Here is a 25,391-nt window from a genome sequence, read left to right as displayed (position 1 = left end):
AGCTGACAGGAGTCCTCGGCCGATTTTCGGATGGTACTCGTGTCGCAGACGCTTATGATCCCTTCGCGAACTGGCCGATTTGTGCTTGGACGGCCTGGGTGTTGTGGCCCGCATTGAAGCCGCCACTGCTGCAGCAAAAGTCCAAGTGCTGGCGACCTATGCAGACGCAGCAGAAGCGTTGGAGGCGCCAGCGGAAACCGCATACGAGTCATCGGCCCGGGAGATGAGCCTTGTGGCGGAGGTCGCCTGTGTTCTTACTGTCGGTGAACGCGCTGCATCGGCCCTGCTGGGTGAGGCCCACGCGTTGACCACTTCCTTGCCGGCCGCACTGAATGCGTTGCAGGCTGGCGCCATCTCTTGGCAGCACGCCCGGATCATCGTCGACGAAACCACTGGGCTGAACGATGCCGCTGCGGCTGCACTTGAGGCGCACTTCCTGAACCCGGAAGCCCCGAACGCGGCCCGTGGCGCCGCGGCGGGGGAGTTGGTGCCGGCCCGCTTCCGGCGGAAGGTGCGCGCCTGGCGGGAGCGACACCATCCGGAATCCCTGGAGATCAGGCACGTGAAGTCGGTTGAGGACCGCCGGATGGAGTACTCCCCGGACCGGAACGGCATGGCCTGGGTATCGCTGTATATGGCCGCGGACAAGGCCTGCGCCATCTGGAACAAGAGTTCTGCCCTTGCCCGCGGGCTGCAAGGGCCCGACGAACCACGGACGCTCACTCAACTCCGGGCGGATGTGGCCGAGAAGTTGCTGCTTTGTGGGACAGGCCAACCCGCAGGGTCTGGGCCGGCTCTCAAGGCGGATGTGCTGGTCACGGTACCTGTCTTCTCCCTCCTCGGTGCCACGGACGAACCCGCCGAACTGGATAACTTTGGGCCTATCCCTGCATCGATGGCGCGGAAGCTTGTCGCGGAAGGTGCTGGCTCGTTCTACCGGGTCCTGGTGGACCCTCGCGACGGAGCACCGCTCGAACTTGGCCGCACCAACTACAGGCTCACGGAGCCGCTCAAACGGTGGTTGCGGATGCGCGATGGTAAATGCACCTTCCCCGGCTGCAGCAATCCCAGCCAGGACAACGAAGCAGACCACCTCAAGGCGTGGCAGGACGGCGGGTCTACCGGGATCAGCAACCTGGGACAGCTGTGCCCCAAGCACCACCGGCTCAAGCATCGAACCGGCTGGAGTCCGGGTCCGGCTGCCAGGAACGAGCCACCGGGCTGGGTCTCGCCCACCGGCCGCAAGTACAACGCTGAACAAGCGGACCGGGAACCGACGGTCTGGCCCCCGGGGTGCCTGCCCGAAGAATCGAGCCCACTGGAAGCAATGATCGTTGATTACCTCATTGCCTCTTAGGGTGCCGCCCGTGGCTGCCCGATGCCCAAAACAGGTCGATATCACTTAGCTCCCAGTTCTGTTGTTCCCACTCGTTCACCACCTGGCAACCAAGGGGCCTCACGCCGTTTCAGCAGTGCAACCAGTCTTTTCACGCACCCTTCGCCCAGCGCGCTAACCGCTGGGCCATAAATCCCGAGGTACCAGGAGTACTGCGTGTTCGTGAAAACCACCCTCGCCGCCGTCGCCCTTCTCGCCACCCTGGCCGGGGCGGCACCAGCTCCTGCCCACGTCCGGGCCGAGGCACCCGAGCCCGCGCCCGTCGTCGTCGGCCAACCGCTTGCCGGGACGCATGCGCACAACGACTATGAGCATGGCCGTCCCCTGTTCGACGCACTGGAGCACGGCTTCACCAGCGTCGAGGCGGACGTCTGGCTGGTGGACGGCGAACTGCGCGTGGCCCACGACCTCGCCGACGCCAAGCAGGGCGTCACTCTCGAGAGCCTCTACCTCGACCCGCTCCAGGCACTGGTCCGCAGCCAGCCCGGCCACAGTGTCTACCCCAAGTGGGACGGCAGCCTGCAGCTCCTGATCGACATCAAGAGCGAGGGTGAGGCCACTTACGCCGCCGTTGAGAAGGAACTGGCCGAGCACCACGACATCATGAGTCGCTACACCAATGGCAACGTCAAGACCGGCCCCGTCACCGCAGTCATCAGCGGCAATCGCCCGCTGGCCACCATGCAGGCGCAGACCCAGCGCTTCAGCTTCTACGACGGCCGCGCAGCCGACCTCACCTCCGGCCTGCCCGCCACCCTGATGCCGCTGGTCAGCGACAACTGGACCAAGCTCTTCACCTGGCAGGGCGTCGGCCCCATGCCCGAAGCCGAACGCACCAAACTCGGCGCCTTCGTGGCCAACGCGCACGCCACCGGCTACCGCGTCCGCTTCTGGGCCACCCCGGACCAGCCCGGCGCAGCCCGCGACGCCGTCTGGACCGAACTGGCCGACGCCGGCGTGGACCACATCAACACCGACGACCTCGCCGGCCTCCAGCAGTTCCTCGCCGCCCGCGGCGCGTAAGCCCGTCCAGACACCCCGACAAAAGGACCATCCCCATGCCTTCAAAGACAGTCAAAATCACGACGGCGGCACTGACCCTGACGTTCGGCCTCCTTGCGTCGCAGCCCGCCTTCGCCGAAAGCAGCCAAGACAACAACAGCGACAGCAACCACGCCTTCACCTTCGGCGTCATCGGCGACATACCCTATGGCGCCACCGAGATCGCCAAGTTTCCCTCCCGCATCAAGGACCTCAATGCGGACAAGGACCTGGAGTTTGTAGCACACGTGGGCGATATTAAGAACGGCTCCTCCGTTTGCTCGGATGAGTACTTCTCCTACATCCGCACCCAGTTCGACACCTTCACCCACCCGCTGGTCTATACGCCCGGCGACAACGAGTGGGTGGACTGCCACCGCGCCAACAACGGCGCCTACAACCCGCTGGAGCGCCTGGACAAGATCCGGGAGGTCTTCTTCAACCAGCCCGGTAAGACGCTCGGCGCCACCATGCCGGTCAAGTCGCAGGAGAACCTGGGCCTGCCCGAGGACGTCCGCTTCGACAAGAACCGGGTGGCCTTCTCCGTGCTGAATGTCCAGGGCAGCAACAACTCCCTCCTGCCGTGGACCGGCCTGGGCAAGACGGAGCCCACCCCGGAGCAGCTGGCCGAGGTGGAGCACCGCACGGATGCCGTGATCGCCCAGATCCACCAGACCTTCACCGACGCCAGGCGCAGCAACGACCGCGCCGTGGTGCTCATGCAGCAGGCCGACATGTTCGATCCGTCGCTCCTGGCCGACGCCACCGCCAACCCGAACACCGTCTCCGGCTTCCGCGAGATTGTGCAGGCCATCGTCCAGGAGACCAACAACTTCGACGCCCCGGTCTACCTGGTCAACGGCGACAGCCACGTCTTCGCCGAAAACCAGCCCCTCGCCGCCGGTTCGCCCTGGCTGGGCATTTACGGCTCGCCGGCCGCCGACGATCTGCAGCACATCACCGTTGACGGCGCCAACAACGCCGTGGACTACGTCCGTTTCACGGTGGCCGGCAACAGCGCCAAAGGCGCAGAGGTCCTGAGCTGGGAAAAGGTCCCCTTCAGCCGCTAGGCGCTTAACGGAAAGTGGATGACGGCGGGGCCACCCGCCGTCGTCCACTTCGGTATTAAGGCTCTGGACACGGGTAGGCGCGGGATCTATCGTGCAGGGGTGGCGGCTGCCTGGCTGGCAGGAAGGCCGAATCTGCCGGTCCGCCGTTGCGGCCGTCCGTCATGAGGAGGAAGCAGATGGAACACTTTCAAGAGGTTGAAGAGGCCGTCGAGGTCGCGGTTCCGGTGCGGACCGCGTACAACCAGTGGACCCAATTCGAATCCTTTCCGAAGTTCATGTCCGGAGTGGAATCGGTGACGCAGCTGACCGACAGAACCAACCACTGGGTCACCAAGGTGGGCGGTGTCCAGCGGGAGTTCGACACCGAAATAGTCGACCAGGAGCCAGATGACCGGATCGCCTGGCGCAGCACCGATGGCAAGTCTCATGCCGGCATCGTCCGGTTCACGCCGCTGGATGCCAACCACACCAAGGTCAAAGTCCATTTCGAGTGGGCCCCCGAAACCATCACGGAAAAGGCTGGCGCGGCGCTGAAGATCGACGAGATGCAGGTCAAAGCTGACATGCGGAAGTTCAAGGACTTCATTGAATCGCGCGGCACTGAAACCGGCGGCTGGCGCGGTGACGTCAAGGACAGCGGCCCGGGCGGGCAACTCTAGCAAGCCGGGACACAGGAAAGCGGACGACGGCGGATGGCCACCCGCCGTCGTCCGCTTTCTTATATGCCGAGGTGAGTCGCTAGAGGCGAAGCTCCATGAAGACGCTGTTGGGATCCAGCACGTAGTCCGCAAAGGGCGGGCATTCCGTGAAACCGTGCTTGGCGTAGAGCCGCCGCGCGGGGGCGAAGTAGTCCTCGGTGCCGGTCTCCAGGTAGACCCGCTCAATGTTCCGGGTCCGGGCGTCCTCCAGGATGTGCCCGAGCATGAGCGTGGCCACGCCACGGCCCCGCGCGGATGCCGTGGTGCGCATGGACTTGATCTCGCCCTGCCTTACGGGACCCGTGGGGGAGCCCAGCAGTTTGAGGGCGCCGCACCCCAGCAGGTTGCCGTCCTCGCGGGCGGTCCAGAACGTGATGGAGGGAGCGGCCAGCGCGGAGTGGTCCAGGGCGTGAACGCTTTCGGCGGGCGAGGTGGCGTACATATCGGCCAAGTGTTCGCTCAGGAGCAGGTGGACGTCCTGGCGCGTGGGGCTGTCCCGGTCAATCGAAATCATCGCCTCAAATTTACCCGTTGCGGGCGGCACTGCTGGTGTGCCAAGATTCCCCTGATCGTGACGCGACCTCAGGAGGTGAGACCCATGAAAGCTGTATCCGCAATGGGTGCTCCCTCCCAGCCCACGATCCACGGCTGACCTAGCCGCCACAGGGAGCGCCGCACACGCAATTCGCGAAAGGCGACTCCCATGAACACAACACCTTCTTCCATGCCGGGTGCCAGTGACGCTGCGGCATCCGGCCGCGCGCTGGTCCTCGGCGGGGGCGGATCCACCGGCAACGCCTGGCTGATCGGCGTTCTCGCTGGCCTGGCCGACGCAGGTCTGGACGTGACCAACGCCGACAGGGTCATCGGAACATCGGCAGGAGCCACGGCTGCTGCCCAGATCGCCGGCGCCACTCCCGCAGAACTCTATGCCGCCGTCCTGGCCGCTCCGCTCCCGCAGCGGCCGCGCCCGGGAGGACCACCGGCCTTGGGCGGGTCTGTACCCGACCACTTGGAGCGGACCGGCCGGATCATTGCCGCCGCCAGGAACGCCGCGGAGATGCGGCGCCGAATGGGGGCGGCTGCACTCGACCTGGCTTCGGACTACGACGGCTCGGTGCGGTGGCGGGCCATTGTGGCGGGGCGGCTGCCCCGGCAGGCGTGGCCGGACCATGAGCTGCTGATCACTGCAGTCGACGCGAGGACCGGGGACCCCGCAGTGTTCCACCGAGACAGCGGTGTCAGCCTGGTGGACGCCGTGGCGGCCAGCTGTTCCAGCGCCTCCGCGTACCGGATCGGGGATAGCAACTATATCGACGGCGGCTACCGGCGCAACGAGAACGCCGACCTGGCCGCCGGATGCAGCCGCGTCGTGGTTCTCTCGCCCTTTGGCGGCAGGACCCGCATGCCGCTGGAGTGGGGCATGCAGCTTGGGGCGCAGGTCGAGGAGCTGCGGGCGGGCGGCAGCCTGGTCGAAACGATCTTTCCGGACAGCGACGCCGAGCACATGTTCGGCCCCAACGCGATGGACCTGTCACTCCGCCCTGCAGCAGCGCTAGCCGGGTACAACCAAGGCAGGTCCCTTGTGAGGAGGCTCGGTGAATTTTGGCGGTAAGCAGCATCCGGCGCGCGATTGGCGATGGCCTGGGATGGGTGGTTTGTGCGGCTCTGGGCTGCGGGAAAACGGGGGCTGGCCAAAAAGATAAAAGTGGGTATGGTAGCGGTTATCACGGGAAAGGAAGGCGTGATTCCGATGTCAGGAAAATCCTCCAAGGGTGGTGCCGCCAAGAAGGTCGGTAAGTCCATTCTCGAAAAGCGGGCCGAAAAACGGGCGAAAACCGAAGCCAGCGAACTGCATGTCGTAAAGCACCGCAAGAACCACCGCTGAACGCCGTCGGCGTACCGCTAAGGCTAAGCGGACGACGCCGGGTTAGCACCCGCCGTCGTCCGCTTCTTCTGTCCGCTAGTCCTCGATGGTGACACCGCGCCAAAAAGCGATCCGGTCCTCAATGTGCTTGGCGCGCGGCTTCGGCTCGGGGTAGTACCAGGCCGCGGCCTCGTTCAGCACGCCGTCCACGTCCAGCGTGTGGTAGCTGGCCGTGCCCTTCCATGGGCAGAACGTGTTCTTGCTGCTGTCCCGCAAATAGGCGGGATTGACAGCGTCTCGCGGAAAGTAGTGGTTGCCCTCCACCACCACGGTGTCCGCGGATTCAGCGATGACTTTTCCGTTCCAGATAGCCCTGACCATGAGTTCCCTTCCGTCGCTGCCGCCCCTCACAAGGTGACGGTTGTACGGATGCCAACGGGCTGGGCGGCGGGCTTGTTCCCGTCGCTAGTGTGGGCTCTTGTCGATCACGCAGAACCGGTTGCCATCTGGATCTTCCAGGACCACGAAGTCGGGATCGTCCGGGTACGAGTCCCAATCCACGCGCTGGGCGCCGAGCGATACCAGCCGCTCCACCTCCGCGGACTGATCGTCCGCATACAGGTCCAGGTGGATCCGCGGGTGGTGCTGGACGGGCGTTTCGCTGAGCATGAGGGACAGTTCTGCGCCAGGGCCCGACGACGGCACCAGGGTCACCCACGTTTCGTCGCCAGGTTCCCGGGGGACATAGCCCAGCGCGTCATGCCAGAACTTGGTGGCGGCGGCGACGTCGTTGACGCCGAGGACGATCGTTCCGATGGTCAACATCCGCCCAGCCTAAACCCGTCATGTTCCGCCCGGCTAGACTCACGGGCATGGGGGAGAACAGCACACCTGATGGAAACCGACCGTCCAAACGCGCCAAGGTTACTGCCGCCGTCGTGCCCTTACTGGGCGTCGCCATCGCGGTGGTGGGCTGCATCGTTGCGTGGAGCAACCGAAACAGCAACGTGGGTTGGTTCGCGTACGCACCGCTCAGCAATGAGGTCTTTTCCGGGAATGGCATCGCGTTCATGAGCCAAGGGACGCAAATCGGCATAGCCATCATGGTGGCTGGGCTGCTGGTGCTCGCGTTCTGGGCTGGATACAGCGTGGGCCGGCGGGCCAGTTCCGGCCTTCGGTAGATGAATGGGGTCCTACCTGGAGGGGAACGGGTGGAGGTTAGCTTCCGGGCTTATTGATGGGCTTGTCCAGCGCTACGCTGATGGTCTGGCCCGGTTTAAGTTCGCCGGTGGGCAGGTCGGTGAAGTCATACCAAGCTCCACCCGTACCCGTGCTCGGACGGTTGGCTGACCGCAGGTCAGTGACGCCGAAGCGGAACGAAACCTGCCGCTCGGTGTCCCCCGGGGCGGTGGTATAGGTCAGCGGAACCCCGTTGGCATCGGCGGTGAAAGTTCCCTGGGCGCCCTCGATTTTCACCTCTCCTGGTATCAGTCGAACCTTCGTGCCGGCGGGGATGGGTTGATCCGCCTGGAGGGAAGGGTTGTACAGCAAGATCTGTGCTGTGGTGGACCGGAACTTGTAGCCAAGGCTGTCGAACGAGTCGCCGTCTACGGTGGTGTAGAACACTGTCTGCCCAAACGAGTTGTTCACCGACGCGCCCGAGCCGGACCTGCTGTCCACCGGCTTCTTCTGTAACTGGATGGCCTTTCCGGCCTGGATGAAGAAGACGTTCCCCTTTTCGTAGGTGAACGGAACCTTGTTCGCTTCGGCCAGCTGTTCTTGCGTCAGATTGAACCGGTAGGTGATGCCGGCCAGGCTGTCGTCGGGCTCTATTGTGTAACCCGTCGGAATGCCGTTTGCGTCAACGGTGGCAGCGCCCTTGGCACCTGGCATGGGACCGGCCGGGATCAGCCGGAGCCGTGTGCCCGGAGTGAGGGGAGTTCCGGGCTGGAGTCCGTTGAACCCGGCGACCTTCGCCTCGGAAAGCTTGTATGCCGCCGCCACTGCCGGCAGCGTGTCGCCCGCCACCGTGGTGTAAAAGTCCGCGTTGCCAAACGAGTCGCGTACCGTTTCTCCGTCCAGGGGAGGTTTTGCCGCGGAGGGCGAAGCTGAGAACGTTGGCGCAGCTGCGGCTGCCGGTTCCGCTTGGGTTGAAGCGTCCGAGTAAGAGCACCCTGCCAGCCCCAACGACAACAGGGCGGCGAGCCCGGCTATCGATCGGCCCAAGGGTAGACGCGTGCCCATTGTTGAAGTGCCGTCAGTCCCCATCATGAATTAGCCCCCAATAGTTCGGCCGCGCCGAGAAAAGGTCCAAATGGACCAACAGTGAGCCTAGTGGGTGAAGCTCTTCCCAACTACCCGCACGAGCCCAAGCGTTTTATGTCGGAAATTTCCGACGTATACTGTTCCCGTGCTTCCCGATGTCTTCGCCGCAGTGTCCAACCCGGCACGGCGCGTCATCCTGGACGAGCTGCGGCAGGGCCCGCGGACAGCCGGGGAACTCACTGGCCTGCTGGACCTCAGCCGTCCGGCCGCGTCCGAGCACCTTGCCGTGCTCCGCGAGGCCGGCTTGGTGCGGGAGGAGCGGCAGGGCAGGAACAGGGTTTACCACCTGCAGCCTGGCAACCTCGCAGAGATCGGCGGCTGGGTGAAGCACTTCGAGCACTACTGGAACCAGCGGCTGGATGCCCTGGCAGACCTTCTGGACGAGGAGAAACCGTCATGACCGAGAACGCCATCCGGCTGGAACGCCGCTACCCTCACCCCACGCAAGCCGTGTGGGCAGCGTTGACCACGCCCGAACTGCTGGCGCGCTGGTGGGCACCGGGCAACATCGCGCCTGTGGTGGGCCACCGTTTCACCATGGATATGGACGCGTGGGGCCAGCAGCAGTGCGAAGTCCTCACCGTAGACCCCGGCACATCCATCAGCTTCCTCTTCTCTGAAGGCCAGCTGGACACCACCATCGCATGGCGCCTGGAACCCGTCGACGGCGGCACCATCCTCCACTTCGAGCACGCCGGCTTCCGGCTCGACACCCCCATGGGCCGCCACGCCATCGAAGGCATGGGCAACGGCTGGCCATCCCTGCTGGCCCGCCTTGACGGTCTCCTTGCCGAAGCCGCCTGACACTAAGTTGAGCGGACGACGGCGGTCCCAGCCCGCCGTCGTCCGTTCCCCTTTGGCTCCTTCACCCCGTTTACTGCCGGACGGAGAAGGGTAACGATGGAGTATGACTGATACCGGAGACGGCGGCGCCAACGACCCCTTTGATGGCAACGATGAGCTGGTGGTGGGAACGGATTCCGATGCCACGCCCGAAGAGATCGCGGAGGATGTCCGCCACGACATTCAGCTGGGCCATGTCCAGGACGACGTAAGCCACGTCCTGGAGGAGCGTTTCGAAGAGGCCGGGATCAAAGCCCGGCCGGAAGAAGTGGATGACCTGGCCGAGGAAATCGAGCGGGAAGCCTCCAGCTGACCTTCCTGTCTGTAGCAACGGCTTCAAAAGCCGGGCGGGCCAGAAACGGCGGGTAACGACCTGGGCCAGTGCGTTGGCCGTGTTGGGCGCATGGCTCCAAGGAGTCATACCGGTGGTCCAGGTGGCCCGTCCCGTTACTTACCGGCCAACAGCCAGCCAACCTGTAGTGGGGAGGATGACCACATGTGCGGCAGATACGTCATGTCCAAGGCCAGCGGGGACCTCCTGAGCCACTTTGACGCCAAAGAGGTTGAAGGCAGCCTGCCCCCACCCAGTTGGAACGTGGCCCCCACCGAGCCGGTGCCGATCGTGGCCGAGCGGCTGGACGGGGGCAGCATCGAACGCCACCTGCTGGTGGCCCACTGGGGCCTGGTTCCGTCCTGGGCCAAGGACATCAAGATCGGCAACAAGCTGATCAATGCCCGCAGCGAGAGCATCCTGGAGAAGCCGTCGTTCCGCAAGGCAGCGGTGAAACGACGCGCGATTCTTCCTGCCGACGGCTACTACGAGTGGCAGAAGACGGAAGACGGCAAAAAGATCCCCAACTACCTGTACTCCGAGAAGGAACCGGTGCTCGGCTTTGCCGGCCTGTACGAGTGGTGGGCCGATCCTTCAGTGCCGGAGGATGACCCCGGCCGGTGGCTCCTGAGCTGCACAGTCCTGACCACCACCGCCCAGGACGCCCTGGGCCATGTCCACGATAGGTCCCCGGTGATCATTCCCCTCGACCGCTTCGCTGAGTGGTTGGACCCGGACCTAACAGACAAGAACGATATCCGGCACCTTCTGGACACTCTTCCCGAGCCCGTCCTGACCCCACGGGTAGTCTCCACGAGGGTAAACAGCGTACGGAACGACGGACCGGAACTGATCGAGCCGGCTGATTGACGAGGTTGTCGCGGACCGCACCGGCGCCTTTGGGGTGCCGCGGGGCCTACGGCCAGTCAGCCCGGGTGAAGCGGATTGGGCTTCGCATGGTGAGCAGGCAGTCGGACGTCCAGTCCGCCACTTTGTGCTGTACATCCAGTGATTCCGGCACGGCTACCAGCTGCGCGTCCTGGTGTGCGGCGTCTGTAAGACTCTCAACTGTGCTTTTCATTTTGTCCCCCTTGGCAAAGCGTGTGTGCCAACCCTAGGCAGCGCAGAACGCCAGGGGAAGAGGGTTAATCCACCAGCGGGATAAACTGAGCAGATCTTGAGGTTTGGCCTTATTCGGCGCCCGGAAGAGCGGGTGTCCGGGCGCCGCTTTCTGTGGGAACCGACGTGCCGGGAGTCATCAGCGGGACAACCTCCAGCCGGGCTCCCGGCCCGGCGATCACCAGCACCTGCTGCGCGGCAGTGGCCTCCAGCGCCACCGCGATCTGCCGCATGACGTCCGCAACCACGGGCGAAGGATCGGACGACGACGGAAGTCCCGCGCCGCCGTCGTCCGCCCTGAGCCAGGTGGTCACCTTCGCCCCGGTGGCGTCAGCGATTGCCCGCGCCACAGCCTCGGCATCAACGACAGCGGGTGGATAACCGCTGACCAGGGTGACCCGCTCTATCACCCGCCGCCGGGCAGGGGCCGCCGCGGCGAGTAGTGCACGGTCGTGCCGCCACAGCGCAAAGTGGTAGCCCGCCACGAGCCCGGCAGCCACCAGGAGTCCCAGGGGCGCCCGGATCCGGTCAAGGACGCTGCCGCCGGTGACTTCGCCCAACAGGAATTCGAAGAGCCGGTATCCGATCACCAGCAGCGTAATGAGCGCCACCACAGCACTGACGCCGAAAAATGCCACCAGGTACACGCGCCGGCCGGGCGGAATGTCGTCCGCGCTGCGTGGTTGGTGCAGGGGCTTCCACGCGAGCCACCACACCGGTGCTCCCACCACCAGGGAACTGATGCCGCCCAGAAGCAGGGTACGGGTTGTCCCGCCCGCCAAAGGAGATACGGCTGCAGCCAGCAGTGCATTCACCACCACGCCGATGCCGGAGGCCGCCGCGGCAAGCGCCACTGCGGACGTCACCAGGAGGCTGGCCCGGCGGGTCCGGGTGGAACGGTGCACGGACGTACTGCGGTGATACCGCCACACCAGCGCCCCGATGGCGGCAGAGGCGATGGCCGGGGCCAGCGGCTCAAGCAGATCGTTCAGGGGATCGCTCCGGTCGAAGGCCAGCCGCAGGAGGACGAACAGGATGACGCCCAGCCCGCCCACGGCAGCGATGCCGGCCAGGAAGATGCCCACGCCGATGATGGTGACGTCCACCAGCCCTGTTTGGAAGCGCTGCCCGCCCTCCCGGAACCAGTGCCACCACCACACCACCGCCCCGCCCGCGGCCCAGATCAGGGACCGGAGGACCTCAAACCACCAGGGCTCGAAGACGGTGGTTGCCGTGAAACTGCGGATCGCGACATCCAGCAGCACACTGAGCGCGGCGATCAAGCCGCCGGCACCCAGCAGCAGCCCAAAGACGGAGCCGACGACGGCGCGCACGTCCTCAAGGTGGCGCGACGCTTTGCGGGGGTGCTTCCACATCCACCGGTGCCACCACCAGATAGCCGCCCACACAATGGCGTTCGCCAGGGGGGACGGCCACTGGCTGACCTGTCCGCCGATGAAGGACGTGGCCAGATCCAGCAGCGACGTGGTGGCGATGATCAGCGAGACGGCGTAGATCCCGGTGAGGTAGAGGCCCCACCCGGGGGCCCTCCGCTCGGCTTCATCGTCGAGCCGCCGCCACACGAACCACCACAGCAGCAGCGCCAGCGGGCCGCCGATCAGGGTGAAGGCCAGGGACAGGGCCAACCCGGTGACGTCGCCGGAAACCAAGGTGGTTGCCGTACGGAAGAGACGCTCAAGCAACCCGCTTACACCTGACGCGGCGATGACCACCAGCGCGAACAGCAGGACGTACAGGATCAGCCGGCGGAGGGTGGCCAGGCCACCTGTGGGAACGGGAGACGTCGGGGCTGCGGAGGCGCTCATGGCTTCACCGGCATCACCGTGCAGGCCATCAGCGGGTAAGGCGGCTGGTCAATCATCCATTTCCCATTCACTTTGAGGAGCGAGAAGGCGTCCTCCGTCTCATACTCGGACGGCCCAAAGGGGCCGCCCTGGGCCGACCGCACAATCGAAACCTTCACGGTGGCTGAGTCGGTGCGCTCCGTCGTCGAGATGAGGACAACGCGGGCGGGCGACGGCTCGCCGGTGTACGTACCGCGGCACCTGCTCCTGGCACCCTCCGTGAGATAGGACTGGGCGGTGGGAACGTCGCCGTCGATCACTGCCTTGCTGTACCGCTGGACCACCCCGGCGGGACTGTCTTCATCCAGCGGCGCCGGCTCGCCGCGGGTGAAGACCACGGCCAGCGCCACCACCACCAGCAGCACCACCACGCCCACCAGCGCGAGCAGGACCCGGTCCGGTTTTCGCGCGTTCTGATGTTCCTGCACAGTCCGGTCCCCGGCGGCGGTGTCGTCCATGGCGCAAGTATGGGCAGGGGAAGCGGTTCCGCTCGTGTCTTTGGGCCCGTTTTTGCCGCGCCAGAGCAGAATCTTCAAGATAATTAGGAAAAGGGGTTGTTTGAGTGAAAATCTTCACTATAGTTGTGTGAGTAACATCACCCAGTGAAAGACAACCGATGACCACCGAGAGTAGCACCACCGCACCGCCGGCCACCAGCGAACTGCTGGCCACGGTTGGCAACAAAGTGCGGGCCATGCGCAAGGAAAAGGGTATGACCCTGGCCAAGCTCTCGGACGTCACCGGGCTCAGCCAAGCGATCGTCAGCCAGATCGAACGCGGAATGGCCAATCCGTCCTTCACGACCCTCGCCCAGCTGGCCCATGGACTGGACATCCCCGTGGGAAGGTTCTTCATTGGCCAGGACCAAACCAAGTCACCCGTCGTCCGCAGATCCGCACGGCGGAACCTGAAAAACGTCACCCGCGAATCCGTGGGGGAGGCAGTTCACGAACTGCTCACCCCGGACCGTGACGGCACCATCGAAGCGCAATGGATCATGACGCCTCCAGGGCATGACACCAGCGCAACACCCTTTACCCACAGCGGGGAAGAGTTCTGCTACATCATCTCGGGCCGGAAGGACGTCTACTTGGACGGCGTCTGCTACAGCCTGGAAGAGGGCGACTCGATCACCTACCCGGCAGAAACCCCGCACTGGTACAAGAACAGCTACGAAGAGGTATGCGTAGCCATCTGGGTAAACGCACCACACAAGTGGTAGGCCTGCCGGTCCCCGCCGGCGCCTGCGTTTCCCCATAACTGTCCGGACCCAATCTGTGGCCCCGGGCAATCCTTGCCACCTTCGCATCCTGCGCCTCCTCCAACAGGCGTCGCTGCGTCATACCCTCCTGCGCCCTTCCCGGCGCCAGCGTAAGGACACTCCCATGCTCGACATCCAAGCGACGGACAACGCCGTACCGTCACCACGTGCCACCACCTCATCCCCCCGCAACCGCGATAAATTCACCCCAGAAGTCCGCAAGGGCCTCCTCGGCCTTGGCCTGGGCAACGCCCTGGAATGGTACGACTGGATGGTCTTCGGCCTCCTGTCCGCCTTCATCGGTCCCAACTTCTTCCCCAACACCGAGCCTCTCTCCGCCACCCTGAACGCGCTGGCCGTGTTCGCCGTCGGGTTTGCCTTCCGTCCCCTCGGCGGCATCCTGCTCGGCACTCTGGCCGACCGCATCGGCCGCCGCCGCGTGATGCTGCTGTCAATCATGCTGATGGCAGGCACCACCCTGGTCATCGCAGTCACCCCCAGCTACGCCACCATCGGCGCCTGGTCCGGCATCATCCTGGTGGCCTGCCGTATCCTGCAGGGCATCTCCACCGGCATCGAAGCCCCGCTCTCCACCTCCCACGCCGTTGAACTGGCGCCGGAAGGCCGCGAAGGCTACGTGGCCGGCATCATGTCCTTCTACGTCAACATCGGCATCCTGCTCGCCTCCCTTGTCAGCTTCGTCTGCAGCCTGGTGATCGGCGGCGCGGCCATGGGGGAGTGGGGCTGGCGCGTCCCCTTCATCATCGGCGCAGTCTTCGGCTTCGTGGTGCTCTACCTGCGCCGCTCGCTGCCGGAGACCCTCAAGGAGGAAGAGCGCGCCACCAACACGGCCAAAACCGTCTGGTCCGGCGTGGGCAAGCACTGGCTCTCCGTCCTGGCCATTGTCTTCGTGGTGGGCGCCGCCCAGGCTTACAACTACGCGTGGAACGTGGGCCTGCCCAGCGCGGCACGCAGCGGCTTCAAGGAAGACCCCACCGCCGTCTTCGCCCTCACCACCATCCTGGGTGTCATCCTGGTGATCGGCAGCTGGATCATCGGCAAGCTGGCCGACGGCCGGTCCATGTCCCGCTGGTTCCTGGTGACCCGCGTCCTGGCCATCCCCTCTGTGTTCCTCATGCTCCTGTACGTCCAGCCCGGCATCGGCGGTTTCGCGGCGGTCCTGCTGGGTGGCTCGATCGTCCTGGTCCTGAACATGACCCTGTACAACGTGGTCAGCTCCTCCCTGATGCCCAAGAACATCCGCGGAACCGGTGTGGCCCTGGGCTACGGCATCGGCGTGGCCATCTTCGGCGGCACCGCCTCCTACCTCCTGGTCTGGCTGCAGTCCCTGAACCTCACCTGGGTCTTCCCGGTGTACGTCGCCGTCCTCTCCATCCTCAGCATCGTTTTCTACCTCGCCGCACGCCGCTCCAACGGCATCTTCGTCGGAAAGTAAGGACTTCCCCATGAACACGCTCGAACTCAGCACCACCACTGCGGACCTCACCGCCCCGGTGATCTCCCGGTCCAACGTCCTGGTGGTTGGCGGTGGTCCCGCAGGTGTGGCCGCCGCCGTCACCGCCGCCCGTTCCGGCGCCAAGGTGACCCTCCTGGAGCGCTACTCCTCCCTGGGCGGCCTGGCCTCCGGCGGCATGGTGCTGGTCCTGGACGACATGATCAACGGCCAGGACATCACCGTCACCGGCATCGTCTCCGAATACGTCGAACGCCTGCAGAAACTGGGCCTGGCCATCGTCCCGCCGGCCGAGGACCGCCGTACCTCCGAGGAACTCTGGAACAAGTGGGGCCGCTACGGCACCTTCGACTTCCACTCCCACACCAACCCCAAGCCCATCTGCTACGCCGCCGCTTTCGACCCGGACGGCTGGAAGCGAATCTCCAACGACCTGGTCCGCGAGGCCGGCGTGGACCTGCGGCTGCACTCCTGGTTCTCCCGCCCCATCGTGGACAACGGCGTGATCAAGGGCGTCATCTGCGAAACCAAGCTGGGCCCGCAGGCCTTCATGGCGGACGTGGTCATCGACACCACCGGCGACATCGACGTGGCCTCCCGCGCCGGCGCCAGCTACGCCAAGGACAACTACCTCACCACCCTCGTCTTCCGGCTGGGCAACGTGGACACCGCTGCCGCCGAAGCCTTCGAACAGGCCAACCCCAAGGAAGCCCGCGCCATCAACCGCAAGATCAAGCGCCTGCTCGGCGGGGCCTGGGAACTGTGGTGGCTCAAGACCCCCATCGAGGGCGTGGTGTGGTGCAACGCCCCGCACATGACCGGCTTCGACGGCGTGGATCCGGCAGACATGACCGCCGCAGAGTTCGCCGCCCGGGACAAGATCTCCGAGGCCGTTGACTACGTCCGGGCCAACCTCCCCGGCTTCGAAAAGTGCTACATGCTCGATGTCGCCTCCCAAATGGGCGTCCGCCAGACCCGCCTTCTGCAGGGCGAGTACGTCATGACCAAGGAAGACGTCACCTCCCGCCGCCACTTCCAGGACAGCGTGGCCCGCGGCCGCGACTACTACTACCCCTACCGCTCGCTCCTGCCCAAGGAAGTGGACCAGCTCCTGGTGGCCGGCCGCCACTACTCCGCCACCCCCGAGGCGCAGAAGATGTCCCGCGAAATCCCGCCCTGCATGGCCATGGGACAGGCCGTCGGCGTCGCCGCCGCGCTCGCCGTCGAGTCCGGCGTGCTGGTCCGCGATGTGGCGGCAGCGGACATCCAGCAGGGTATGCGCCGGCACGGCGCGGACCCGGGCGACGTCCCGTCGTCGAACGCCACCCTGGACGCCGAAGCAGCGGTGCCGGCGTGAGCGCGGCAACGGTAGAGCGGGTGGAACGCCCGACGGCGGCGGGCGCCAATGCGGCTGCCTCACCCGTGCCCCTTCCGCTGGAAGGCATCCGGATCGTGGACTTCACCCAGGTGTTCATGGGCCCGTCCTGCACCCAGCTGCTGGGCGACTACGGTGCGGACATCATCAAGGTGGAGCGGCCCGGCGCGGGTGACATCTCACGCAACTCGTTCCCGGACCAGGACGGCCAGGACAACCCGATCTTCCTGTCCATCAACCGCAACAAGCGCAGCGTCTCGGTGGACACCCGCACCGACGAAGGCCGCGAGGTGTTGCACCGGATTCTGGCCGACGCGGACGTGGTGGTCAGCAACTTCCGCTCCGGCGTCATGGAGCGGATGGGCTTCGGCTATGAGGACCTGAAGGCGAAGAACCCGGGCATCATCTGGGCCTCCGGCACTGGGTTCGGCCCGGTGGGACCGTACTCGCACAAGGGCGGGCAGGACGCGATCGCCCAGGCCTACTCGGGCGTGATGTGGCGCCGCGAATCGGATGACCAGAAGCCGGCCATCTACCCCACCACCCTCTGCGACTACATCACCGGGATGCACCTCATGCAGGGCATCCTGCTGGCGCTGCGCACCCGGCAGGCATCGGGCGTGGGGCAGAAGGTGGAGGTGACCATGTACGACTCCATGCTGCACCTGCAGATGCAGGAGGCCTGCATGCAGCTCAACCGCGGCTACGAGGTCAACTGGGGCGCCATGCCGCTGAGCGGCGTCTTCGAAACCACCGACGGCGCCGTGTGCATGGTGGGCGGCTTCACCCCCGACCCGCTGGCGCGGATCTCCGACGCCCTGGGCCTGGACGAGGACCTGACCGAGCGGCCCGGGTTCGCCACCCTGGAGCAGCAGTTCAAGAACAAGCCCGCCCTCCAGGCCATCTTCCGGGAGCACTTCGCCACCAACACCACCGAATACTGGACCGGGAAACTGGAGGAACAGGGGCTCCTCAACGCCCCCGTCCACACCCTGGAACAGGCGCTCGCCGACGCCCAGACCGAGGCCAACGGCATGATCGTGGAGGCCGAACACCCGCGGGTGGGCACCGTGAAAATGCTCAATGCGCCCATCCGGCTCTCCGCCACCCCGCCCACGGTCCGCCGCGTGGCGCCCCGCCTCGGCGAACACAACTTGGAGGTCCTGCTGGAAAACGGCTTCGACGCCGAAACGATTGAACGCCTGCAGCAGTTGGGGGTCCTGCGGTGACGGCCCTGGCGGAGCGGGTAGACGAAGTCACTCTCAGCATCAACGACGGCGTCGCATCCGTCACCATCGACCGCCAGCACGTCCTCAACGCTGTTGACGGCACCGCGCAGGCCCGGCTCAACGACATCTGGGACCAGCTGGAGCAGGATGCATCCGTGCGGGCTGTGGTCGTTACCGGGGCAGGGTCACGCGCGTTCTGCGTGGGCGCGGACATGTCCGCCTCTGCCGTGGACAAGACCGGCCTGGAGTACTGGGCCGGCCTGGACCCCAACGGGTTCGGCGGCCTGAGCCTGCGCACCACCCTGGACATCCCCGTGATCGCCAAGGTCAACGGCTACGCATTGGGCGGCGGCATGGAGATCGTGCTGGGCGCGGACATCGTGGTGGCGGCGGACAGCGCCAAGTTCGGATTGACGGAGCCCCGGGTTGGGCGGTTGGCGCTCGACGGCGGCATCCACCAGCTGCTGCGCCGCGTCCCCTACACCCAGGCCATGGGCATGCTCCTCACCGGCCGGAAAGCCGGCGCGGCCGAGATGCAGGCCATGGGCCTGGTCAACGAAGTGGTGCCGGCCGAGGAGCTCGACGCCGCCGTGCAGCGCTGGGTGGACCAGATCCTCGCCTGTGCCCCCACCTCCGTCCGGGCGGTCAAGCAGATGGCTGCCCGGACTTCGCACCTGACGGCCGCCGAAGCGCGCGGCCTCCGGCTCCCGGCCCTCATGGCCGCCCTGGACAGCGAGGACTCCGCCGAAGGCGTCCGGGCGTTCCAGGAAAAACGGCAGCCGCTGTGGCCGGGCCGCTGACCGGGCCGCCGCCGTCGAACCTCTTCCCGCTTCATCTTCCTTGAAAGGAAACAACCATGCCGCAATCCGCCGCGCCTGAAAAGCGTGAATCCCTGGCCCCGGGCGTGTGGGGCGTCGTTGCCACCCCGTTCCAGGGCAGCACCCTGGACGTGGACCTGGACAGCCTCTCCGACCTCGTGGAGCGCTACGAAACCATCGGTGCCACCGGCCTCACCGTCCTGGGCGTGTTCGGCGAAGCAGCCGCACTTGCGGCGGAGGAGCGGCGGCAGGTCTTGGAAATCGCCGTCGAATGCACCAGCCTGCCGCTGGTGGTGGGCGTGACCGCCCTGGCCACCCGGCCCGCCATCGAGGAGATCCGTGCTGCCCAGGAGGCTGCCGGCCAGCGTCTCGCCGCCGTTATGGTGCAGGCCAACTCGCCAAAACCTGAAGTTGTCGCCGCCCACCTGGACGCCATCCACCGTGCCACCGGCGCCAAGGTGGTGCTGCAGGACTACCCCCTGGCCAGCGGGGTCACCATCTCCACGGAGGCGCTGATCGCGGTGGTCAGGGCAAGCCCGTCCGTTATCGCCATCAAGGCCGAGGCGCCGCCGACCAGCGTGGCCATCGCAACCCTCAGCGCCGCCACCGGCATCTCGGTGTTCGGCGGCCTTGGCGGCCAGGGCCTGCTGGATGAACTCCTGGCCGGAGCCGCAGGAGCCATGACCGGATTCTCCTATCCGGAAGCATTGATTGCCTGCGTCCGGGCCTGGCAGCGGGAGGGCTACGCGGCGGCCGCCGCCCAGCTGGTGCCTTACCTGCCGCTCATCAACTTCGAGCAGCAGGCCAGGGTGGCCCTGGCCATCCGCAAGGAATGCCTGCGCGAACGCGGCTGGATCAAGGACTCCGGCGTCCGCGCCCCGGCGCCGGGCTTCCCGGAGAACCTGCGGCACGCCATGATCGCGCACCTCCGCGAAGCGGCCACGGCACTGAAAATCACCCGCACGCCCGTCCCGGCCGGGAGCCTCTGATGGATCTGGGCATTGCGGGACGCACAGCGCTGGTGGCGGCCTCCACCGGCGGACTGGGGCTCGCCGTGGCGCGGGCACTCGCCGCGGAAGGGGCCAAGGTGGCCATCGTGGGCCGGCGACATGACCGGGCCCAGGAGATCGTGGGCGAACTGCACGCAGCATATGGTGACCTCCCTGGGTTCGGCGCCATTGCCGTCGAAGCCGACCTCACCGCCCCCGGGGGAGTGGCAGCGGCAGCGGCGCAGACCGAAGCGGGCCTGGGCCAGATCGACATCCTGGTCCTCAACGGGCCCGGACCCAAGCCCGGCGCCGCGGCGACCCTGGGCTCCGAGGACATCGCCGCAGCGTTCGACACCCTGGTCAAGCCCCACCAGGCCCTGGTGGCCCTGGCCCTCCCCGGAATGCGGGAGCGGCGGTGGGGGAGGATCCTGGCCGTCGGGTCCAGCGGGGTGGCCGCGCCCCTGCCCAACCTGGCCATCTCCAACACCGGCCGCGCAGCCCTGGCCGCGTACCTCAAGACCCTCGCGGCGGAGGTGGCGCTGGACGGGGTGACCGTCAACCTGCTCCTGCCCGGCAGGATCGCCACCGACCGCGTCACCGAACTGGACCAGGCAGCGGCCAAGCGCCGCGGCACCACCCTGGACGAAATCGGGCTCGAATCCCGCAAAACCATCCCCGCGCGGCGGTATGGGGAACCCACCGAGTTCGGTGCCGCAGCCGCCTTCCTGTGCAGCGCACCGGCGTCGTACATCACCGGCGTGGCGCTGCGGTGCGACGGCGGCCTCATCCGCAGCCTCTAGCCCCACCCACCATCTTCCAAAGGAACGCCATGACCTCCACCGCCCTGGACCCCCAAACCACCGCCGACGCACACCTGACCGCCCAGCACCTCATCAATGGCCAATGGCTGGGCGAGGCAGAAACCCGGCGCATGAACCCCGCCCGGCCGGACGAGCTCGCCGCACTGTCACCCCGCGGCACCGCCGAGGACGTGGACGCCGCTGTCACCGCAGCAGCAGCCGCGCAGCCCGCCTGGGCAGCGCTGCCCGCACCATCCCGCGGCGCCGTCCTCCTGGCCGCCGGAAACCTGCTGATCGAACGGCAGGCGGCCATTGCCGAGGACCTGGTCCGCGAGGAAGGCAAGACCCTGGCCGAGGCCAAGGGCGAAGTGAAGCGCGCCTCCGACGTGCTGCGGTTCTTCGGCTCGCTCGGCTGGGCCGCGACCGGTGAGGTGCTGCCCAGCGGGCTGCCGGACACCACCATCACCACCCGGCGCGAGCCGCTGGGCGTGGTTGGCCTGATCACCCCTTGGAACTTCCCCATCGCCATCCCTGCCTGGAAAACGGCGCCGGCACTGATCAGCGGCAACGCCGTGGTCATCAAGCCCGCCGAGCTCACGCCGCTGTCCGCCACACACCTGGCCCGCGCCCTGCAGGACGCGGGACTGCCGGCCGGCGTATTCAACGTGGTGCACGGCAAGGGCCGCGTGGTGGGCGATGCCCTGGCCCGCGATCCGCGCGTTGCCGGAATGTCCTTCACCGGTTCCACCAAGGTGGGCCTGGGCCTGCAGGAGATCCTCAACGGCCGGCGCGCCCGGGTGCAGCTGGAGATGGGCGGCAAGAACGGCGTCCTGGTCCTGGACGACGCCGATCCCCACATGGCGGCCCAGGTGGTGGCCGCCGGCGCCTTCGGCCTTACCGGCCAGGCCTGCACGGCCACGTCGCGCGTTTACGTCACCCCCGGCATCCGCCCCGCGTTCCTGGAGGCGCTGGTGGCAGAAGCCGCCAAGTACACGCCGGGCGATGGCCTGGAGTCTGCCATGGGGGCTGTGGTGAGCCAGCAGCAGTTCGAGCAGGACCAGGCAGCGGTGCGCGGCGCCGTCGAACGCGGTGCCACCCTCCTGCATGGAAGGTACGACGGCGATTCCTCCGGAGCGCTGTCCTTCCCCGCCGCCGTGCTCACCGACCTGGCCTTCGACGATCCGGCCGTGACCGAGGAAATCTTCGGCCCCGTGGTGGCCGTCCTGGAAGTGCCAGGCTACGAGGCCGGACTGGCCGCCATCAACGACTCCCGCTACGGCCTCACCGCCGGTATCTGCACCGACTCGCTGGCCCTGGCCACCGATTTCTCCGCCAGGGCGCAGGCGGGCGTCATCAAGGTCAACCGGCCCACGGCGGGACTGGACCTGAATGTGCCGTTTGGCGGCGTCAAGGACTCCTCCACCAACACATTCCGCGAGCAGGGCAGGTCCGCCCTAAAGTTCTTCACCTGGGGCAAGACCGTCTACACGGGTGTGTAGCTGCCATGACGTACGTGATCGCCCAGCCCTGCGTGGACGTAAAGGACAAGGCCTGCATCCAGGAGTGCCCAGTGGACTGCATCTACGAGGGCGAACGCTCGCTCTACATCCACCCGTCCGAATGCGTGGACTGCGGTGCGTGTGATCCCGTGTGCCCGGTGGAAGCCATCTACTACTCCGACGACGTGCCGGACGAGTGGGCAGACTACGTCCGCGCCAACGTGGAGTTCTTCTCCGACCTGGGGTCACCGCAGGGGGCCTCGGCCCTGGGGAACCTGCACCGGGACCACTCGGTAATCGCAGCGGAACCTGTTCCTGCGGGATAAACCCTCCAGTACATCCCTGCCGTTGAATGGCCGCCAAGCGCTCCCGCTTGGCGGCCATTCCTGCGTTAAAGCCCAAGTTTCGCTCTTGTTACAACCCTGTTGCCTTCGACGCAACAAGTTGGATCGTTTTAGGGTAGACCCTGAAGTGTGCGACTTCCGGTCCATCCATTCGATGGGCGCGGGATTAATCATTCCAAAACCTATTGACTGTGTTGCGCATCACGGCCTATCTTGAAACAACCACGTTGCAAGCAATGCAACTCCAACTTTCAATTGGTGGTTTCATGAGTACCCAACAAAACTCACCCCGGGCCGGAATCGTTGCCGCTGACGCCAACGGTCCCGCCCGGGCTGGCGATGCTGCGGACAGTACCGTTGCCAGCAAGGACGTCCGACGCCGGGTGGTCACCGCGAGCTTCATCGGCAACTTCGTCGAATGGTTCGACTACGCCGTGTACGGCTACCTGGCAGCAGTCATCTCCTCGGTGTTCTTTCCCGAAGCGGACCGGCAGACCGCGCTCCTGGCAACCTTCGCAGTCTTTGCCATTTCCTTCTTCGTCCGTCCCTTGGGCGGCTTCTTCTGGGGCCACATTGGTGACAAGCTGGGCCGCCGCAAAGCGCTGTCCCTCTCCATCGTCATCATGTCCGTCTCCACCTTCTGCATCGCACTCATCCCCGGCTACGGCACCATCGGCATGCTGGCCCCGATCCTGCTGCTCCTGGTCCGCGTGGTCCAGGGATTTTCGGCCGCAGGGGAGTACGCCGGAGCCTCGGCCTTCCTGGTGGAATACGCACCGGCCAACCGCCGCGGCCTCTATGCCGCCGTCGTTCCGGCCAGCACCGCTGCTGGCCTGCTCCTGGGCTCACTGATCGCGGCACTCCTCAGCTCGGTGCTCAGCACCGAACAGCTGCACGACTGGGGCTGGCGGCTGCCGTTCCTCCTGGCAGCCCCCATGGGCCTGATCGGGCGCTACATCCGCACCAAGCTGGAGGACACCCCGGCCTTCCGCGCCCTGGCCGACCAGGAGGAAAACGCCCCCAAGGCTCCCGCGCTGGACATGTTCCGGACGTACCGCAAGCAGCTGGTCATCGCGTGCGGCGCGGTGCTGCTCAACGCCGTCGGCTTCTACGTCATCCTCAGCTACATGCCCACCTACCTGTCCGAGGAACTGGGCTTTGGACCCACCGAGTCCTTCCTGGCCACCACCATCGCCCTGGCCAGCTACATCGGCTTCATCTTCCTGACCGGCATCGCCTCGGACCGGTTCGGCCGGAAGCGCATGCTCATCACCGCCTCGGTGCTCTTCATGGTCCTGACCGTCCCTGCCTTCATGCTGCTGGACACCGGCAACTTCCTGGTGATCGTCCTGGTCCAAATCCTGCTGGGCGGCATGCTCACCCTGAATGACGGGACCCTGCCCAGCTTCCTGGCCGAACTGTTCCCCACCAAGGTCCGGTACAGCGGCTTCGCCGTCAGCTTCAACCTCTCCAACGCGCTCTTCGGCGGCACCGCACCGTTCATGGCCACCCTCCTGATCGGCATGACCCAGAGCAAGCTGGCGCCCGGCTGGTACCTGGTGGCCGCGTCCGCAGTGTCCCTTGTAGCGGTGCTGTTCGCCGCCGAGACTTCCCGGAAACCCCTCAAGCACCTCTGACCAAGAGGTTTTCCCAAGACCAACCTCATCACGCAAACCAACACCGGCTGCAGCAGCTGCCGGCACCCATTAGAAAGGCACACCTTCGTGACTATCACCGCTGACAACGCGTCCTCCATTGCCGAACTCGAGCGCCTCAAGGTCCTGCACATCGGCTCCAAGGGCAAGCTGACGTTCTCCGACGCGGAGTTCGAGCGCCGCCTGGGCGGCCTGCGCCAGATCATGGCCGCCAAGGACCTGGACGCCGTCATCCTCACCAGCTACCACGGCATCAAGTACTACTCCGACTTCCTGTACACCACGTTCGGCCGCAACTACGCCCTGGTGGTCACCGCCGACGACTCGGTCACCGTCACCGCCAACATCGACGCCGGCATGCCCTGGCGCACTTCCTACGGCGAAAACATCGTCTACACCGACTGGCGCCGGGACAACTTCTACTTCGGCCTGCAGGAAGCGCTGCGCCAGCGCGGCGTCAAGGCCAACCGGATCGGCGTCGAGGATGACTTCCTCCCGGGCCTGACCCGCGAAAAGATCGCCGCCGCCTTCCCGGGCGCCGAGCTCCTGGACGTGTCCCAGGACGCCATGCGGCAGCGCATGATCAAGTCCGCCGAGGAAATCGAAGTCATCAAGCACGGCGCCCGCATCGGAGACCTGGGCGGCGAGGCCATCCGCAACGCCATCCGCGAAGGCATCAGCGAGTACGAGGTTGCCCTGGTTGGCACCGAGGCCATGGTGCACGAGATCGCCAGGACCTTCCCGCACCGCGAGGTCCGGGACACCTGGGTGTGGTTCCAGTCCGGCATCAACACCGACGGCGCGCACAACTGGGCCACCACCCGGAAGCTGCAGCAGGGCGACATCCTCTCGCTCAACTGCTTCCCCATGACGTCCGGCTACTACACCGCCCTGGAGCGCACCCTCTTCCTGGGCCAGCCGGACGAGCGCTCACTGGAGCTGTGGAACATCAACGTGGAGGTGCACCGCCGCGGCCTGGAACTCATCAAGCCCGGCGCCGTCTGCAAGGACATCGCCGCGGAGCTCAACGAGATCTACATCAGCCACGGCCTGCTGGCCAACCGCACCTTCGGTTACGGCCACTCCTTCGGTGTGCTGAGCCACTACTACGGCCGCGAAGCCGGCCTGGAGCTGCGCGAGGACATCGACACCGTCCTGGAACCGGGCATGGTGGTGTCCATGGAGCCCATGATCACGGTTGCGGACGGCCTGCCCGGCGCCGGCGGCTACCGCGAGCACGACATCCTGGTCATCGGCGAGGACAACTCTGTCGAGAACATCACCAAGTTCCCGTTCGGTCCCGAGCACAACATCATCGAGGGATAACCCACTGAACGGCCAGAGCGGCGCCGTGGACTGAGCAGCTCAGGCCACGGCGCCGCTTTCGGCGTC

General features: G+C 66.1%; 29 protein-coding genes. 22 read left to right on the top strand and 7 right to left on the bottom strand.

Annotated features, from left to right (window positions below):
• The first annotated feature begins 103 nt into the window (after nucleotides 1–103).
• The 4 genes from LFT49_RS18285 (at nucleotide 104) to LFT49_RS18270 (ending at nucleotide 4,166) form a co-directional block, all read left to right on the top strand.
• The gene (locus tag LFT49_RS18285; RefSeq protein WP_237429001.1) at nucleotides 104–1,357 is read left to right on the top strand and encodes an HNH endonuclease signature motif containing protein; all 1,254 of its coding nucleotides are present in this window, start codon (nucleotides 104–106) and stop codon (nucleotides 1,355–1,357) included.
• 195 nt (nucleotides 1,358–1,552) lie between these two features.
• Nucleotides 1,553–2,419, top strand: coding sequence for a phosphatidylinositol-specific phospholipase C/glycerophosphodiester phosphodiesterase family protein (locus LFT49_RS18280; protein WP_237429000.1), 867 nt, complete (start codon nucleotides 1,553–1,555; stop codon nucleotides 2,417–2,419).
• 35 nt (nucleotides 2,420–2,454) lie between these two features.
• Entirely contained in the window at nucleotides 2,455–3,507 is a 1,053-nt protein-coding gene (locus LFT49_RS18275) for a metallophosphoesterase (RefSeq protein ID WP_237428999.1), read from the top strand.
• A gap of 176 nt (nucleotides 3,508–3,683) precedes the next feature.
• Nucleotides 3,684–4,166 (top strand): SRPBCC family protein, encoded by a 483-nt coding sequence (locus LFT49_RS18270; protein WP_237428998.1) that lies wholly within the window; start codon nucleotides 3,684–3,686, stop codon nucleotides 4,164–4,166.
• Between the two features lie 79 nt (nucleotides 4,167–4,245).
• On the opposite strand, the gene LFT49_RS18265 is transcribed toward LFT49_RS18270, so the two are convergent.
• A complete protein-coding gene (locus LFT49_RS18265; protein WP_237428997.1) occupies nucleotides 4,246–4,719 on the bottom strand; it encodes a GNAT family N-acetyltransferase in 474 nt (157 codons plus the stop codon).
• A gap of 189 nt (nucleotides 4,720–4,908) precedes the next feature.
• Between LFT49_RS18265 and LFT49_RS18260 the strand changes: the two genes are divergently transcribed.
• Nucleotides 4,909–5,820 carry a patatin-like phospholipase family protein gene (locus LFT49_RS18260; protein WP_237428996.1) on the top strand — a complete coding sequence of 304 codons (912 nt, stop codon included), beginning with the start codon at nucleotides 4,909–4,911 and terminating at the stop codon, nucleotides 5,818–5,820.
• Between the two features lie 18 nt (nucleotides 5,821–5,838).
• On the top strand, nucleotides 5,839–6,093 hold the full coding sequence (locus tag LFT49_RS18255; RefSeq protein ID WP_237428995.1) for a hypothetical protein: 255 nt from the start codon (nucleotides 5,839–5,841) through the stop codon (nucleotides 6,091–6,093).
• A 75-nt stretch (nucleotides 6,094–6,168) separates the two neighbouring features.
• Here LFT49_RS18255 and LFT49_RS18250 read toward each other — a convergent pair whose 3' ends face one another.
• Both LFT49_RS18250 and LFT49_RS18245 read right to left on the bottom strand, forming a co-directional pair.
• Nucleotides 6,169–6,453 (bottom strand): DUF427 domain-containing protein, encoded by a 285-nt coding sequence (locus LFT49_RS18250; RefSeq protein WP_237428994.1) that lies wholly within the window; start codon nucleotides 6,451–6,453, stop codon nucleotides 6,169–6,171.
• Between the two features lie 84 nt (nucleotides 6,454–6,537).
• Entirely contained in the window at nucleotides 6,538–6,897 is a 360-nt protein-coding gene (locus tag LFT49_RS18245) for a VOC family protein (protein WP_237428993.1), read from the bottom strand.
• 47 nt (nucleotides 6,898–6,944) lie between these two features.
• On the opposite strand from LFT49_RS18245, the gene LFT49_RS18240 reads away from it, so the two are divergent.
• Nucleotides 6,945–7,253, top strand: a complete 309-nt coding sequence (locus tag LFT49_RS18240) for a hypothetical protein (protein ID WP_237428992.1) — start codon at nucleotides 6,945–6,947, stop codon at nucleotides 7,251–7,253.
• Nucleotides 7,254–7,290: 37 nt separating this feature from the next.
• Here the strand turns inward: LFT49_RS18240 and LFT49_RS18235 are convergent, their stop codons facing one another.
• A complete protein-coding gene (locus LFT49_RS18235) occupies nucleotides 7,291–8,316 on the bottom strand; it encodes a LysM peptidoglycan-binding domain-containing protein (RefSeq protein ID WP_237428991.1) in 1,026 nt (341 codons plus the stop codon).
• A gap of 166 nt (nucleotides 8,317–8,482) precedes the next feature.
• Here LFT49_RS18235 and LFT49_RS18230 point away from each other — a divergent pair, with 166 nt between their 5' ends.
• From LFT49_RS18230 to LFT49_RS18215, 4 genes are all read left to right on the top strand, one after another.
• Nucleotides 8,483–8,797: an ArsR/SmtB family transcription factor gene (locus LFT49_RS18230; protein ID WP_237428990.1), complete on the top strand. Its 315-nt coding sequence runs from the start codon at nucleotides 8,483–8,485 to the stop codon at nucleotides 8,795–8,797.
• Nucleotides 8,794–9,201, top strand: coding sequence for an SRPBCC family protein (locus tag LFT49_RS18225; protein WP_237428989.1), 408 nt, complete (start codon nucleotides 8,794–8,796; stop codon nucleotides 9,199–9,201). Before LFT49_RS18230 ends, LFT49_RS18225 begins: the two co-directional genes overlap by 4 nt.
• A gap of 103 nt (nucleotides 9,202–9,304) precedes the next feature.
• Nucleotides 9,305–9,553, top strand: coding sequence for a hypothetical protein (locus LFT49_RS18220; RefSeq protein ID WP_237428988.1), 249 nt, complete (start codon nucleotides 9,305–9,307; stop codon nucleotides 9,551–9,553).
• A gap of 201 nt (nucleotides 9,554–9,754) precedes the next feature.
• Nucleotides 9,755–10,441, top strand: a complete 687-nt coding sequence (locus LFT49_RS18215) for an SOS response-associated peptidase (RefSeq protein WP_237430551.1) — start codon at nucleotides 9,755–9,757, stop codon at nucleotides 10,439–10,441.
• A gap of 46 nt (nucleotides 10,442–10,487) precedes the next feature.
• Here LFT49_RS18215 and LFT49_RS18210 read toward each other — a convergent pair whose 3' ends face one another.
• The 3 genes from LFT49_RS18210 to LFT49_RS18200 form a co-directional block, all read right to left on the bottom strand.
• Nucleotides 10,488–10,652, bottom strand: coding sequence for a hypothetical protein (locus tag LFT49_RS18210; protein WP_237428987.1), 165 nt, complete (start codon nucleotides 10,650–10,652; stop codon nucleotides 10,488–10,490).
• Between the two features lie 109 nt (nucleotides 10,653–10,761).
• Entirely contained in the window at nucleotides 10,762–12,516 is a 1,755-nt protein-coding gene (locus LFT49_RS18205; protein ID WP_237428986.1) for a DUF5671 domain-containing protein, read from the bottom strand.
• Nucleotides 12,513–13,013, bottom strand: coding sequence for a hypothetical protein (locus tag LFT49_RS18200; protein WP_237428985.1), 501 nt, complete (start codon nucleotides 13,011–13,013; stop codon nucleotides 12,513–12,515). The genes LFT49_RS18205 and LFT49_RS18200 overlap by 4 nt, the downstream gene beginning before the upstream one ends.
• A 158-nt stretch (nucleotides 13,014–13,171) precedes the next feature.
• On the opposite strand from LFT49_RS18200, the gene LFT49_RS18195 reads away from it, so the two are divergent.
• The 11 genes from LFT49_RS18195 (at nucleotide 13,172) to LFT49_RS18145 (ending at nucleotide 25,325) form a co-directional block, all read left to right on the top strand.
• A complete protein-coding gene (locus LFT49_RS18195; protein WP_236799710.1) occupies nucleotides 13,172–13,777 on the top strand; it encodes a helix-turn-helix domain-containing protein in 606 nt (201 codons plus the stop codon).
• Between the two features lie 163 nt (nucleotides 13,778–13,940).
• A complete protein-coding gene (locus tag LFT49_RS18190) occupies nucleotides 13,941–15,272 on the top strand; it encodes an MFS transporter (RefSeq protein WP_237428984.1) in 1,332 nt (443 codons plus the stop codon).
• 10 nt (nucleotides 15,273–15,282) lie between these two features.
• Entirely contained in the window at nucleotides 15,283–16,647 is a 1,365-nt protein-coding gene (locus LFT49_RS18185; RefSeq protein ID WP_236820516.1) for an FAD-dependent oxidoreductase, read from the top strand.
• Nucleotides 16,644–17,894, top strand: a complete 1,251-nt coding sequence (locus tag LFT49_RS18180) for a CaiB/BaiF CoA transferase family protein (protein ID WP_237428983.1) — start codon at nucleotides 16,644–16,646, stop codon at nucleotides 17,892–17,894. The genes LFT49_RS18185 and LFT49_RS18180 overlap by 4 nt, the downstream gene beginning before the upstream one ends.
• Entirely contained in the window at nucleotides 17,891–18,694 is an 804-nt protein-coding gene (locus LFT49_RS18175) for an enoyl-CoA hydratase-related protein (RefSeq protein WP_237428982.1), read from the top strand. The genes LFT49_RS18180 and LFT49_RS18175 overlap by 4 nt, the downstream gene beginning before the upstream one ends.
• Before the next feature lie 56 nt (nucleotides 18,695–18,750).
• Nucleotides 18,751–19,701, top strand: a complete 951-nt coding sequence (locus tag LFT49_RS18170; RefSeq protein WP_237428981.1) for a dihydrodipicolinate synthase family protein — start codon at nucleotides 18,751–18,753, stop codon at nucleotides 19,699–19,701.
• Nucleotides 19,701–20,501, top strand: coding sequence for an SDR family oxidoreductase (locus LFT49_RS18165; protein WP_237428980.1), 801 nt, complete (start codon nucleotides 19,701–19,703; stop codon nucleotides 20,499–20,501). The genes LFT49_RS18170 and LFT49_RS18165 overlap by 1 nt, the downstream gene beginning before the upstream one ends.
• A gap of 29 nt (nucleotides 20,502–20,530) precedes the next feature.
• Nucleotides 20,531–22,000, top strand: a complete 1,470-nt coding sequence (locus LFT49_RS18160; protein WP_237428979.1) for an aldehyde dehydrogenase family protein — start codon at nucleotides 20,531–20,533, stop codon at nucleotides 21,998–22,000.
• 5 nt (nucleotides 22,001–22,005) lie between these two features.
• Nucleotides 22,006–22,326 (top strand): ferredoxin, encoded by a 321-nt coding sequence (gene fdxA / locus LFT49_RS18155; protein WP_236799702.1) that lies wholly within the window; start codon nucleotides 22,006–22,008, stop codon nucleotides 22,324–22,326.
• A 284-nt stretch (nucleotides 22,327–22,610) separates the two neighbouring features.
• Nucleotides 22,611–23,981: an MFS transporter gene (locus LFT49_RS18150; RefSeq protein WP_236820513.1), complete on the top strand. Its 1,371-nt coding sequence runs from the start codon at nucleotides 22,611–22,613 to the stop codon at nucleotides 23,979–23,981.
• 87 nt (nucleotides 23,982–24,068) lie between these two features.
• Nucleotides 24,069–25,325 carry an aminopeptidase P family protein gene (locus tag LFT49_RS18145; RefSeq protein ID WP_237428978.1) on the top strand — a complete coding sequence of 419 codons (1,257 nt, stop codon included), beginning with the start codon at nucleotides 24,069–24,071 and terminating at the stop codon, nucleotides 25,323–25,325.
• Nucleotides 25,326–25,391: the final 66 nt, after the last annotated feature.

Source organism: Arthrobacter sp. FW306-06-A, assembly GCF_021870055.1.
Classification (GTDB): Bacteria; Actinomycetota; Actinomycetes; order Actinomycetales; family Micrococcaceae; genus Arthrobacter.
The sequence above is the reverse complement of the archived record's forward strand: the minus strand, read 5'-3'. Positions and strand labels throughout refer to the sequence as shown.